At 44.3% G+C, this 13,980-nt stretch carries 9 protein-coding genes; 8 read left to right on the top strand and 1 reads right to left on the bottom strand.

The features are described from left to right. Positions 1–121: 121 nt before the first annotated feature. The 8 genes from B3297_RS13425 to B3297_RS13390 are packed head-to-tail and all read left to right on the top strand — an operon-like array spanning position 122 to position 12,660. Positions 122–772: a sugar phosphate isomerase/epimerase gene (locus B3297_RS13425; RefSeq protein WP_286779027.1), complete on the top strand. Its 651-nt coding sequence runs from the start codon at positions 122–124 to the stop codon at positions 770–772. Positions 773–779: 7 nt separating this feature from the next. Further along, positions 780–3,644 (top strand): glycosyl hydrolase, encoded by a 2,865-nt coding sequence (locus B3297_RS13420; RefSeq protein ID WP_286779026.1) that lies wholly within the window; start codon positions 780–782, stop codon positions 3,642–3,644. Positions 3,645–3,647: 3 nt separating this feature from the next. After that, complete coding sequence (locus B3297_RS13415; RefSeq protein WP_286779025.1) at positions 3,648–5,132, top strand: glycoside hydrolase family 28 protein; 1,485 nt, start codon at positions 3,648–3,650, stop codon at positions 5,130–5,132. A 10-nt stretch (positions 5,133–5,142) separates the two neighbouring features. Beyond that, a complete protein-coding gene (locus B3297_RS13410) occupies positions 5,143–5,868 on the top strand; it encodes a glycosyl hydrolase family 28 protein (protein WP_286779024.1) in 726 nt (241 codons plus the stop codon). Positions 5,869–5,879: 11 nt separating this feature from the next. Beyond that, positions 5,880–7,349, top strand: coding sequence for a glycoside hydrolase family 28 protein (locus tag B3297_RS13405; RefSeq protein ID WP_286779023.1), 1,470 nt, complete (start codon positions 5,880–5,882; stop codon positions 7,347–7,349). A gap of 50 nt (positions 7,350–7,399) precedes the next feature. Continuing rightward, positions 7,400–9,247, top strand: coding sequence for a CocE/NonD family hydrolase (locus B3297_RS13400; RefSeq protein ID WP_286779022.1), 1,848 nt, complete (start codon positions 7,400–7,402; stop codon positions 9,245–9,247). Next, positions 9,237–10,511, top strand: a complete 1,275-nt coding sequence (locus B3297_RS13395) for a M28 family metallopeptidase (RefSeq protein ID WP_286779021.1) — start codon at positions 9,237–9,239, stop codon at positions 10,509–10,511. Before B3297_RS13400 ends, B3297_RS13395 begins: the two co-directional genes overlap by 11 nt. A 31-nt stretch (positions 10,512–10,542) precedes the next feature. Further along, positions 10,543–12,660, top strand: coding sequence for a right-handed parallel beta-helix repeat-containing protein (locus B3297_RS13390; protein WP_286779020.1), 2,118 nt, complete (start codon positions 10,543–10,545; stop codon positions 12,658–12,660). A 5-nt stretch (positions 12,661–12,665) separates the two neighbouring features. Here B3297_RS13390 and B3297_RS13385 read toward each other — a convergent pair whose 3' ends face one another. Further along, positions 12,666–13,958, bottom strand: coding sequence for an acetylxylan esterase (locus B3297_RS13385; RefSeq protein ID WP_286779019.1), 1,293 nt, complete (start codon positions 13,956–13,958; stop codon positions 12,666–12,668). Positions 13,959–13,980: the final 22 nt, after the last annotated feature.

The following is a 13,980-nucleotide window of genomic DNA, read 5'->3' as shown; positions in this document are numbered from 1 at the left end:
TTTTCTGGATCGTGTAGTGAAGGCTGGTTATGTTGGGGTCGAATGGTTCCCTTTTGGCGAAGATACCCATCCGGAGAAGGTCGTAAAACTGTTGCAGAAGTATAAGCTCAGGTACACGATTGTGACCTGTGTTCAAAAAAAAGCGAACTCAATCAGCGCGTACTTCGCCTTGTTGGAAGAACAGTTGAACTACTATGGAAAGCTCGCGGAAAAATATTTCGCTCCACTTTTTATATCCGTGCAGATGGGACGGGAATATTTCTCGCCTGACGATGTGCTTACAGGACTACAACTTTGTACGCGTGTTGAAAAGCAATACGGGATCGAAATTTTGCAGGAAACTCACCGTAATAAATGGAGTTATGGACTGCATACCGTGGCGCCAATGGCGGAACTATATCCGCAGTTGAAACTGACCTTGGATATCTCACACTGGTACTGTGTCTCGGAGAGTTTTCTTGAAGATCGGCAGGAGGAATTGAACCGCCTGTTGTCCCATGTAAAACATGTACATGCCCGTGTTGGACATAGTCAGGGAGCCCAGCTGCCCGATGTTCGAAAAAAAATCTATCAGGATATTGTCGCGACACACTGCGCTGTCTGGCAACGCTGGATAGACGTCAATAAACCCGATGCGCGGCTGACCATGACGACTGAATTTGGTCCGCCACCGTATCTCATCCCCTCAGGGAATCAAGCGCTCGATTGTGAGCGCCAATGGAAACAAAACTTATGGATGAAAAACTACCTATCAAGGCACCTTATAACCTAATTTCAGCATGATGAAGCGAAGAATATTTTTACAGCAAAGCAGTTTATTGGGAGCCTCCTTCTTATTTGCCAAGCATTTAAAAGCCTTTGGCAAGGAATCGGTGGATATGGAAAGCTACTATACACTGTTTCAAAATCCGTCGACTGCACAAAGACCTTTTGTGCGCTGGTGGTGGAATGGAAATAAAATCAATAAAAATGAACTGCTCCGCGAACTGAAGCTTTTAAAGGATGCGGGAATAGGTGGAGTGGAAATCAATCCCATTTCCTTTCCGAAGCGTACCGACGATATGGGTATTCCATCATTAAAATGGTTGAGCAAGGAATGGGTAGACATGGTGCAGTATACAGCCAATGAAGCAAAAAAGATGGGTATGACCACCGATCTCATCGTTGGTTCCGGCTGGCCCTTTGGTTCGGAAGACCTCCGGGAAGATGAAACCGCTCAGGTTGTGCTGGTGCATTGTGAACCCATCGAGGGACCTACAACCTATGTTGTCCGACCCTACCATGTTTTTAATATGATAGACCCTGCAGTAACGGATAAAAACCCATTGCGCAATCCCGAAATCCTCGCCATCAAATTGGTGAAAGATCCGATGCCTTCTATCGATGATGCGGTTGATTATGCAGCAGAAATTGGTAAAGATAAAATTGAAATCCCTGTTCCTTCGGGAAAGCATATCCTTTATTTCTTGGTGAAATTTAAAGCTTTTGCCTCCGTCATCAATGGCGCCCCGGGCGCAGCGGGCTCCATACTCAATCATATGGATAAGGCGACCGTGTCTCGCTACCTGGAGCGCATGTCTACACAAATGCAACAGCAGATAGGACCATTAAAGAACTATGTGCGGGCATTGTTTACCGACAGCATGGAGCTCGAAGGTTGTAATTGGTGTGATGACTTTGCTGTTGAGTTTCAGCGCCGTCGCGGTTATGATATTATGCCTTATTTACCTTTTATCTTATTTAAGGTCGGGCGCTTGGGGGCTGTGGTCGACGAAAACTATGGAGCAAAGAAAGGAGCGGAGCTTTCCGAGATTCTAAATCGTGTACGTTTCGATTATGAATATACCAAAGCCTGTTTATTGAAGGAACGTTTTACGGATACCTATGTTAATTGGTGTCGTTCGCTAGGGGTGAAATCGCGCGCGCAGGCCTATGGAAGAGGTTTTTTTCCATTGGAAAGCAGCTTGGATTACGATATTCCGGAAGGGGAATCGTGGACAACAAATTATTTGCGCCATAAGCTGGGTGAAGAGATGCCTGATGAAGACTATCGTCGGGGACGTGGTTATACCATGATCGATAAATATGTCTCCTCCGCAGCACATCTGAAAGGAAAACGGCTTGTAAGCTGTGAGGAGATGACCAATACTTATCTTGTTTTTAATACGCAGCTCGAATTGTTAAAGCTGGGATCGGATCAGAGTGCAATGACCGGGATTACACATTCTGTTTGGCATGGATTTAATTATTCACCCTTAGAAGCTCCTTTTCCTGGGTGGATTCAATATGGCTCTTTTTATAATGAACGCAACAACTGGTGGCCCTATTTTAACTATTTAAATAATTACAAAGCCCGCCTTTCATCGCAGCTGCAGCAGGGCGATTACTTCGCTGATATGGCCATTTTACCCGCCAATTATGATCTCTGGACGGAGAACGGCGTGCAAACGGATCCCTTTCCTGAGAAATTGAATGTCCCCTATACTTCCTTACTCTGGGAAGCTATCAGCAAAAATGGTGGGAATGCAGATTATATAACGGAGATGATACTGCAGGATTGTAAGGTAGAGAAGGGAAACCTATGTTATGGTAAAAGAAAATATAGCGTGCTCTTTTTGCCCGGGATCAAACGGATGTCGCCGAAGTCAATGGCTCGCCTCCTTGAGTTTGTTCAATCCGGTGGGCGTGTTGTGGCGATTGAATCGTTACCACAGATGAGCTTGGGATTGCAAGATCAGGTAAAAAATGATGCCGAGGTACAAGCTATACTGCGTAAGCTGCAATCTTATCCAGATCGATTTATTGCCACGTCTAAACCTGAGGACAATAATTTTATGGACTGGTACCATTTGGCCATGCGGCGGTTCAGTTTACCCCATTACCTGCATATCGATCAGCCTAACCGTTATGTGATGCAGATGCGTTCTATTCGGGATGATGGTAGTGAATGCTATTTTATCCAGAACGCGCACCGGGCGAATAGTGCAAGACTAAACATCTCTTTTATTGCTCCCGAAATCAGAAAGAAAACATGCTGGCTATGGGATCTGGATACGGGCAGACGCTCTCGGGTAATCTTGGATCGTGAAAATAGTTTGCTACTGGATATGGGACCTACAGATGCTTTTCTTTTTGTATTTGACAACCATCGGGAAGGTACGGTTTGGCAGCCTTTGGCAACCACTGGAAGCCATGTCCTGGATTTGAGTAGCCAGTGGAAAGTAGAATTAAAACATAAACAGGAAGGCACATCCCAACAACTGGTACTACCGCGGCTGATGGACTTTAAAGAGGATGAACAATTGATGTGGTTTTCAGGAACAGCAATCTATCAGCGTTCATTTAACTGGTCTGCAGCAGGGCAATGCCTGTTGAATCTTGGAAAGGTAGCGGGAGTTTCTGAGGTTTTTGTCAATGGTCAATCACTTGGCGTAAAATGGTATGGAAGGCGGATTTACGACCTCGCTACCGTGTTAAAAAATGGGGAGAACCAGGTCGAAGTGCGTATTACGACCACCATGGGGAACTATTTGAAAACGTTGAAGGATAATGAAAATGCGCAATATTGGGTCAACAGAAAAGGTCGGGAGCAGGAAATACAATCTATGGGCCTGATCGGTCCAGTCACTTTATATACAAGCTAAATCATGAAAATATTACCTATTTTTCTTTTCATCATCCAGGCTTTAACAGTCAGGCTGGTCGCAGCGCAGGATTACCAAGCTGTAGATTTTGGTATTCGCGGTGATGGTGAAGCACTGAATACAAGGTCTATCCAGGCCGCCATTGATTATATTACAGCCAAAGGTGGTGGAAAGCTCATCTTTACCCCAGGCAACTACATCACGGGATCTTTTTATCTGAAGTCCAATGTGACCTTACAACTGGATCAGGGAGCAAATCTCTTGGGCTCCAACAATCCTTTTGATTACCATAAAGATACCGTCGTCAACTGGCAGTCGATGATCTACGCGATTCGACAACAGAACATTGGTATTATCGGCAAAGGAACGATCAATGGCCGCGGTTTTCAGACGGCAATGAATGCCGTTCAAAATGTGCATAAGGGAATTGTGCAGGATGAACTTAAATTAGATCGACTGCGGGAGTGGAACCGCCCCGAAAATATTTACTTCCGGGAGTGTAAAAATGTACTGATTAAGGATATTACCTTACGTGATCCCGGTAGTTGGAATCAGACCTACGACCAATGTGAAGACCTCCATGTGGAAGGTATTTATGTAGACAGTAAGTCGTATTGGAATAATGACGGCATCGATGTGGTAGACTGTAAGAATGTAGTGATCCGGAATTGCTATTTCGATGCGGCTGATGATGCCATCTGCTTTAAGTCACACGATGCGAATGCAGTCTGTGAGAATGTGCTGGTCGAAAACTGTACGGCGCGCTCCAGTGCCAGTGCCCTAAAATTTGGGACAGTCTCCCGCGGTGGTTTCCGAAATTTTGTTGTCAGGAATCTCGTGGTCTATGATACGTATCGATCAGCAATCACTTTTGCTGCCGTAGATGGTGGATTCGTCGAAAATATCCTGGTGGACGGTGTCAAAAGTATCAATACCGGTAATGTCATTTTCTTGCGTATTGGCGATCGCTGGAGCAAGGGAAAGAAACCTTTTATGAAAGATATAACGATTCGCAATGTATATGCAGAGGTCCCCGCTAATAAACCGGATTTGGGATATAGTTATGAGGGACCCATAGAAGATATGCCCCGGAATATTTCTCCGGCAAGCATCATCGGCTTACCTGATCATAAGATCGAAAATGTTACGCTGGAGAATATAGAGATCGTTTATCCCGGAGGTGGAAATCCGTTATATGCTTACCGCGGGACTGATCCTAAGTCATTGGATGGCATTCCCGAAATGGCTAATGCTTATCCAGAATTTTCACAGTTTAAGGAGTTGCCAGCTTGGGGATTATATATCCGTCATGCCAAACAGATCAATTTAAAAAATGTGACTTTCCGTATTAAAGGTGCAGATTACAGGCCTACGATTGTTGCCGATGACCTCACTGGGGGAGCCTGGGATTTTAAATCCTATTTGGATGGAGATCGGTTAAAGGACAGTTTCCATTTATATCAAACAAAAGATGTCAAAATTAATTAGACAGCGTAACATGAAGAAGTATCTATTTTTGATCGTGTTATGGGCGAGCTGCTTCAAGCTGTTTGCTCAGGACTATAATGCATCGCTTTTCGGTTGTAAGTCCGATGGTGTAACCAATAATATGGGATCTATACAATATGCCATTGATTATATTGCCAAAAAAGGCGGCGGTAAACTACATTTTTATGTCGGACGTTATCTGACGGGAACATTTAGTTTAAAATCCAATGTATCCATCGAACTGCATGAGGGCGCTGTATTGGTTGGCAGCAGCAACTTATTTGATTACAGCCTTCAGGATGGCAAGAGAGCTCTCATTGTCGCAGTCGGTCAATCTAATATTCAGATTGGTGGGAAAGGCGTCATTGATGGGCAGCAGTCTTTATTGCGTAGCCAGGTCGCAGCGCTAAGACAGAAAGGAAACATTGATCTATCTGAAAAAGCGGAAGACATTAGCCTAATTTATTTGAAAGCTTCTAGAAATATCCAGATCAACGGCATAATGGAATTGAACCTGCTCGGAGCAGTACAATTTATTGATCAGTGTGCGGATGTTACCCTAAGCGCATTGGACATAAATAGCCCGGGCAGCATTGGTGTGTATGTCAGCAATTCCAAAACGGTGCGTCTGTCCAATGTTTTTTTTCAGGCAATTGGCAAGGCATTGGTTGAATCGGAGGGGAGTCAGCAGGTCATCAAAGAAAATAGCCGGTTGGCTAATGGTAAAACATTATAAATGGGATGTTTATGAAAATTAAACTTATTCTTGTCATGATCTTCCTCTATGGTGGTATACTGACATTACAGGCGAAAGAATACAATGCTTCTCTTTTTGGCATTAAATCGAACGGAACAACATTAAATACCACTTCTATACAAAAAGCAATTGATTTTATTCATGAGCAGGGTGGGGGGACGTTACGATTCTACGTTGGACGTTATCTGACGGGGACCGTCGTGCTCAAAGAGAATGTGCATATTCAACTCGAAGAAGGCGCAATCCTGGTCGGCTCAACCAATATTTATGACTATAATATCGATGTCCCGAATTGTGCTTTGATTTATGCAAAGGACGCTAAAAATATCACCATTAAAGGGAAGGGAGTTATTGATGGGCAAGGGCGTGAAGTTGCTTATAATTTGCTTGCACAGATCCAGAGTGGCGTGCTCAAAGATCCCTTAGACTATGATCGCCCGCGAAATAGAAGGCCAAAGGCCATTTATATGCGCTCTTGCGAAAATGTCCGTATTCATGGTGTTACCATCAAAAATTCAGCCGACTGGGTTCAGGTCTATGATCAATGTGTCAATACGGTCGTAGATAGCATCACAGTTGATAGCAAGGCTTTTTGGAACAATGATGGTATCGACATTGTCGATTGTCGTAACTTTAAGTTGCTCAACTCTTTTATCGATGCTTCAGACGATGCAATATGCCTAAAGTCGCATGATGCAACGAAGAGCTGTGAAGATGTTGAGATCCGCAATTGTACAGCACGGTCGAGTGCAAATGGTATTAAATTCGGTACTGTTTCCGCTGGCGGTTATAAACGCATTCGTATCATCAACAATAAAGTCTATGATACCTTTCGTTCGGCTTTGACGATTGCAACTCCCGATGGCGGCATAGTAGAAGATATTCTTGTCGATAGTCTGACCGCATTTAACACGGGGAACCCTTTTTATTTGCGTATAGGAGCACGCTGGAATAAAGGACGCATCGGCTCCATTAATAATGTTGTGATTCAGAACGTAAAAGTTGAGGTGGCAAAAGAGAAACCAGACCGCGGTTATTCCTACGAAGGACCTATTGAAGATAATCCGCGCAATCCATCGCCTTCGAGTATTGTAGGACTGAAAAATGCGCCCATTCGAAATGTAACCTTTAGGAATATCGAAATCAGCTACCCGGGTGGCTCGAACCCCCACTATGCCTATCGGGGGACGAGCAGAACGGATCTCGACAGTATTCCCGAAATGGAAGCATCTTATCCCGAATTTTCCCAATTTAAAGAGCTTCCTGCCTGGGGTTTTTATATTCGACATGCAGAAAACATACATTTTGAAGGGGTCGTCCTCAAATTGAGGGAGCCGGATTATAGACCGATGTTGGTGCTGGATGATGTCAATGGATATTCACTGTCCAGGGTAAAGCAGGAGGGAGCAAAAGGAAAGAAAGAATTGGTAGCGCAGGGATCAAAAAAAATTAAACCTTAACGGAAATACGTAACTTGTTGGCCAAGATATAACCTGTTAAATTGAATGTTATGCGATTACACCTGATGCTGGCCTTAACAGGCTTGATACTCTCCCTGGGATTACGCGCCCAAAATACAGCGCAGGATTCTGTTTATGTTTATGCACATTACACAAAACAGGAAATTTATATTCCCATGCGGGATGGAAAAAAGCTCTATACAGCGATTTACACCCCCAGAGATACGGCAAAGAGTTATCCTATTATGATGATGCGGACACCCTACAGTATTGCACCTTATGGGGAACAGAATTTTCGAATTCCGATCGGTCCAAGCATGGAATTTGTGAAAGAAAAATTCATTTTCGTTTACCAGGATGTCAGGGGAAAATATAAGTCTGAAGGAGATTTTATTGCCAATCGACCCTATACAGATACGCCAGGAGCGGTCAATGAATCAACAGATACCTACGACACAATTGATTGGCTAGTGAAACAGCTGAAATCGAATGGTAACGTGGGGATATGGGGTATTTCCTCTCCCGGGATGTACGCATCGATGTCACTGATTGATTCACACCCTGCATTGCGGGCCGTATCTCCGCAGGCACCGGTAACGGATTGGTTTCTAGGGGATGATCGTCATCACAACGGGGCTTTTATGTTGATGGGGAGTTTTTCGTTTCTATCCTCGTTTGGAAAAAAACGCGATTCTATCGGCAGCAAGGGGCCAGCGGGATTTTCCAATTATGGAACAGATCAAGCGTATTCTTTTTTTCTGAAGGCAGGAGCTCTAGCCAATCTCAATCAGCAGTATTTAAAGGGCGAAAGCATCCTTTGGAACGAAATGATGTCGCATCCGAATTATGATGACTACTGGACGTCGCGAGCCTATCTTTCTCGAATCCGCGAGCTGAAACCGCAGGTGCTTGTTGTTGGTGGATGGTTTGACCAAGAGGACTTATATGGACCGTTGAAAACCTATCAGGCACTACAAAAAATTGCGCCGGACCGTGTAAAACTAGTGATGGGCCCCTGGTATCATGGTTCCTGGTCTAGGGGAAGTGGCAGGCAACTGGATAGCCTGGATTTTGGTCAAAATACAGCCAGCTATTATCGGAAAGAGATTGAACTTCCTTTCTTTGTAAGCCATCTCAAAGGACAGGGTAAAGACGGACTTGCCGCGGCGACAGTTTTTGTAACAGGCGAGAATAACTGGTCTTCACACCGGACATGGCCTGTGGAAGAGGTACGGTCACAGCCCTTATTTTTTACAGCAGATAGAAAATTGAGTTTGAAGCCAGCCTCCAAATCGGCGTCTCCCTATGTCTCCTATATTTCTAATCCCAGCAAACCTGTTCCCTATACACGGGAAAAAACTGTTTTGCGCGGCTATAAATACATGTATGAAGATCAATTTTTTGCCGCACAGCGACCAGATGTGCTTGTCTTTGAAACTGAAGTCTTAGAACAGGATGTAAAGTTGATGGGGAATATTCAGGCGAATCTGTTTGTCAGCAGTACCGGCAGTGATGCCGATTTTGTCGTGAAACTGATCGATGTGCATCCGTACAAAAAGGGGGATAAACTTTCGGATTGTCAATGTCTGATTCGTGGGGAGGTTATGCGGGCAAAATATCGAAAAAGCTTTGCTCATCCGGAAGCAATGAAACCCAACCGGATTGAGGAAGTACGTTTCGATATGCAGGATGCTGCTCATGTATTTAAAAAAGGGCATAAGATTATGGTGCAGATACAGAGTTCCTGGTTTCCTTTGGTCGATCGAAATCCGCAGCAGTTTATGAATATTTATGAAGCTGCCGACAAAGACTTCAAGACGCAGGAACATCGGATCTATTGTCAGGGGCAATATGCTTCTTTTATTTCATTACCTATTGTTACGTCTCATGAAAATTAAGTATTGTTATTGTTTTGTTCTTTTCTTTATTTCCGGCTTTTCACTTCGGGCGCAGGTCGACTATGCGCGAGCCGTTGTAAAGGAGCTGGCATCCAAAGCCTATGCAGGTCGTGGATATGTGTTCGATGGTGATCGAAAGGCCGCCGCTTTTATTGCCAAGGAATTTAAAAAGAGCGGATTGCTGCCCTTGAGCGATCATTATTATCAACCTTTTGTGATGCCCGCAAACGTATTTCCTAAGGATGTTAAAATTACGATAGATGGCCAAAAACTCCGTATGGGTGAACAGGTATTGATTGAAGCATCCATTCCCTCCCTCAAAGGGAAATTTGGACTGACGGAGGTCATGATCTCTTCTGATACGGATGCTTTGGATAAACTGATGCAGAATACTGCATTTCAACACAAATTTCTGGTACTTGATGAGCGCAAGGCTTTGGAAACAATGAAGCCAGACCAATTCCGGTCTGCCTTGCTGCGCCTTGCCCAAGGGGGGCATTATCGTGGGATTCTAGTGCAAACCAAGGAAAAACTACTTTGGCGGGGAGCTACCAGTCAGCTCAATCGACCAATTGTTTATGTGAAAAATAATGCTGCTGTAGCGCTGGAGGGGAAGCAGATCAATCTGGCAATCCATGCCCGCTTTCAGCCAGACTATACGACAAATAATGTCTGCGGTATGCTGAAGGGAACCAGTGCATCGGACTCTACGATTGTCATCACGGCGCATTATGATCATGTGGGGGCGATCGGTAGACATACTGTTTTTACCGGTGCCAATGACAATGCCAGTGGTACTGCGCTCATGCTCTATCTGGCACGCTACTATCAGCAGCATCCGCCGCGCTATAACATGGTTTTCTTGGCCTTTTCGGGCGAGGAAAGCGGTTTACTAGGCTCGAGTTTCTTTGCTAAGAATCCACTTATTGATCTCAAAAAAATTAAATTCCTGCTTAATTTTGATATGGCAGGCACAGGCGATGATGGCATTCAAGTGGTGAACGGCACGATATTTAAAGAACAATTCGAACGACTAACTGCAATCAATACGGAAAAGAAATACCTACCTCAGGTAAAGGTGCGTGGACCAATGAACCGGAGCGATCACTATCCTTTTTACGAAAAAGGAGTACCTTCATTTTTTATCTATACTCTGGGTGGAATTGATGCCTATCATGATATTTACGATCGATACGAAACGTTGCCCTTTACGCGGTTTAATGAGTACGTAAGGCTCATGGTTGATTTTATTGGCACCATTTAATTGGGGACTATAATCTGTTAAATTTTTCGATATGAAGCATCTTAGAAGAGCGTTGACCTTAGCACGGAAGATTTTCTGCTATAGTTTGTTTTACTTCATTCCACTTTATAGCTTCGGTCAATTGCAATTGGTTGTTTCACCTGACGGAAGTGACCATGGAGACGGTTCACTAGCGCATCCCCTGGCGTCGGTCGCTCAAGCGCTAACGTTGTTGCGCGCACAGCGAGGCGAGAAGCCGGAGCGTACAGCCTTTGTGCTTCTTCGTGGAGGAACTTATTTCTTTGACTCGGGGATTTCGTTGGATGAAAGAGACAGTCATACCATCATTCAGGCTTATGGCAATGAAAGGGTTATTTTTAAAGGCTCTATTCCGCTGTCGACAACAGGTTTGTTCCATACACGCGAGAACGGATCGATCAATTTCTATCAACTGAATTTACTGGAACATGGTGTCAAGGACCTGGGACAGTTGCGCCAGGTTGGTTTTTCCAGAGCCAGTGGCAATGCTCCGGGCGAATTATTTGTGGACGGCATAGCTTTTCATCTGGCGCGTTGGCCCAATCAGGGAATGGTGCCTATGGGGAAAGTGATCGATACAGGTTCCATTCCACGGAATCGGGATTCGAGTAATCGGGGCGGTGTTTTTCAGTATAAAGAATCACGTATCGATGCCTGGGCAAAGGAAGATGACCCCTGGATTGCGGGTTATTTCAAATGGGGCTATGCCGATGATATGGTACGTGTCAAGACCATTGATCCAAACAAAAAAACAATAACAACAAAAGAACCTACATTATACGGCTTTGACTATAAGAAAAAATACAGGCAGTGGCGGGGTATAAATCTATTGGTGGAATTGGATACTGTAGGTGAATTTTATCTCGATAGAAAACATGGCGTACTGTCATTTGTTGTTGATAAGCCCATAAAGACATTGAGCTATTCTGTATTGGAAGAACCATTTTTTAGTCTGATCGGTACACAGCATACACAGATTAGGGGTATTGAGTTTGAAGAATCCAGAGGAATGGGAATTTACCTGCGGGATACCTATGCCGTCGAGATTGATGCGTGTAGGTTTAGCAATTTGGGTAGCCTGGGCGTTGCTGTTGGGTATGGAATAAAACCTTTTGAGCGTTTGCAGCACGAAGGTACGGGAGAAGCGCTGGATAACAGTATTGGAGATCTACATCAGCACCTGTATAGTCATCCGACATTTGATCAGAAAGGAGGTGAACAGAATGTCATTCGCCATTGTCATTTTTCACATCTAGGAGCCGGCGGGGTTTCGTTGTCGGGAGGAGACCGTAGCAAATTGACGAAAGGGAATAATCGAATTGAGGACTGCGTCTTTTTTGATCTGAACCGCTTGGAGCGGTCCTATCGGCCGGCGATAGCACTTTATGGCGTGGGCAATACCGTCAAAAATTGTGAGATATCAGATTTGCCGAGTATGGCTATTCTCATTCATGGCAATGAGCATAAAATTGAATATAATTACATCCACAAGGTTGCACAGGAAGTTGATGATCAGGGAGCGATTTATATCGGACGGGATCCTTCAGAGCGGCACAATCTGATTCAATATAACCTACTTGCAAATATTCCAAAAACATTAAGGACTTCGGGCATATATCATGATGATGCATCAAGTGGTACCAAAGTATTCGGTAATATTTTCGTCAATGCCGGTGAGCGATCGGCATTTATTGGCGGGGGCTCAGATAATTGGTATGTGAATAACCTATTTGTAGGTGCCGGAAGATGGGCAGTACGTGTGGACAATCGGTTGGAAAACTGGCTTAAAAACCTGAATGTGTATCGATCGGGGCATCTGTTCTATGACCGTTTGGTGGGTGTCAATTATCTGATAAGCCCTTATCGCGAAGCCTATCCCGAATTAGCATTGCAGTTTAGCCGAAATGGAAAACCTACAGGAAATGTATTTCAGGATAATCGGTTTTACAATTGTAAACACATTCTAAAAGGTAAAAGAAAATGGCTTGCCTGGGATCAAAGTAACAAGGAAGGTTTTCTGCCGGATTTCCGTCGGGATTTTCAAACAATGAATTTAAAGGATCTCAAAGTTGTTCTAGGGATGAAAGCCCTAGAACAACAGATTCCGATAGACAACATTGGCCCTCAATAATAGATCTATTTTTCCGTTTGCTGTTTTATCCAGTTGAACCATTCGGTTTTTTGATCCGGATGGGTCCAGTGTCCTGTCTCCTTGTAGATATGCAATGTTTTGGGTGCGGTGATGCCATTGTAGCTGGCGTACATGGAAGTTGGAGGGCAAATCACGTCGTTAAATCCCCAGGAATAGAATCCCGGTACTGTAATGCGTTTGGCAAAGTTGACCACATCGTAATACGATAATGTTGTTTCAAGATCACTGATGCCTTTTAAGGCACTGTAATTTGCTGGAGCAAAATAGTGAGGCCATCCACCAGCACGTTGATGCAGGTAGCCCGTCACGTCCGACAGCGCAGGATAGAGCGCCGCAACTGCGGTCACACGTTTATCCAATGCTGTGGTCACGATACTCAGCGCACCGCCCTGACTACCACCCATAACAACGAGGTTTTTTCCATCCCATTCAGGTAGTGAAGTAAGGTAGTCGTTGGCTCGCAGACAACCTAAGTAGACACGCTTATAATAAAACTGATCTTTATCCTGCAGATTATAGTTATAATATGCCTTCAAAGCACCTGCAGCGAGGTCTTTGTAGACCGCGGAGTCTAGGTCAACCGGAATGCCATGTATGCCAATGCTTAATACAATCATCCCTTTGGCGGCCAATTCAATTTCAGGGCCATAAGGGCGAACGCCAGCACCGGGCACACGCAATACAGCTGGATATTTACCCGGATCTGAAGGCATGCTTAAAATACCATATATTTTGCTATTTCCAACGTTGTTAAATGATACACGATAGACGTCGACCTCTACAGTGCTCTTGTCAGGAAGCAATGTTTTGCTGGCCTCGATGGGAACAGTCTGAAGTACTTTGATCGCCTTATCCCAGAACGAATTAAAATCCACCGGATTTTGTTGTGTAGCAATGATTTTTTCGGGTGAAAATCCGATTGTGCATAGCTTTTTGGTCTGCTTTCCGTTTTTAGTCACAATAACAGTACAACGCAGAAAGCCTGGTTTCTTCAACGTGAAAGGAGCACTTTTAAAATGCCCCTGAAAGGACGGTATCTGTGCACTGACAAAAGGCCTGACCATTTCAGGACCTATTTCGTAATACACACTATCGCTATGGAAAGCTTGCCCCCCCGCATTGACCTGAATATCAAAACTAACTTGATCGCCGGGTTTTGCGAGCCAGTTGTCGTACGCTGTATTAATCTGTATGTCTAATTTTTCGGTTTGCCCTTTACTGTTTATGGCACATAACAGAAGCAAGGTTAAGAAAAGAAATTTGTTGATTTTTTGCATAGTAGTAGGATGAATCTAAATG

The sequence above is a fragment of the Sphingobacterium sp. UBA3519 genome, from assembly GCF_002377215.1.
Lineage (GTDB): Bacteria > Bacteroidota > Bacteroidia > Sphingobacteriales > Sphingobacteriaceae > Sphingobacterium > Sphingobacterium multivorum.
This window is presented reverse-complemented; position numbering and strand designations above follow the sequence as displayed.

What these genes read in the sequence shown, in the direction of transcription:
- B3297_RS13410 (WP_286779024.1), top strand. Translation starts at nt 5,143, where the DNA reads ATGAAGAAGTATCTATTTTTGATCGTGTTATGGGCGAGCTGCTTCAAG.
- B3297_RS13420 (WP_286779026.1), top strand. Translation starts at nt 780, where the DNA reads ATGATGAAGCGAAGAATATTTTTACAGCAAAGCAGTTTATTGGGAGCC.
- B3297_RS13390 (WP_286779020.1), top strand. Translation starts at nt 10,543, where the DNA reads ATGAAGCATCTTAGAAGAGCGTTGACCTTAGCACGGAAGATTTTCTGC.
- B3297_RS13415 (WP_286779025.1), top strand. Translation starts at nt 3,648, where the DNA reads ATGAAAATATTACCTATTTTTCTTTTCATCATCCAGGCTTTAACAGTC.
- B3297_RS13385 (WP_286779019.1), bottom strand. Translation starts at nt 13,958, where the DNA reads ATGCAAAAAATCAACAAATTTCTTTTCTTAACCTTGCTTCTGTTATGT.
- B3297_RS13400 (WP_286779022.1), top strand. Translation starts at nt 7,400, where the DNA reads ATGCGATTACACCTGATGCTGGCCTTAACAGGCTTGATACTCTCCCTG.
- B3297_RS13395 (WP_286779021.1), top strand. Translation starts at nt 9,237, where the DNA reads ATGAAAATTAAGTATTGTTATTGTTTTGTTCTTTTCTTTATTTCCGGC.
- B3297_RS13405 (WP_286779023.1), top strand. Translation starts at nt 5,880, where the DNA reads ATGAAAATTAAACTTATTCTTGTCATGATCTTCCTCTATGGTGGTATA.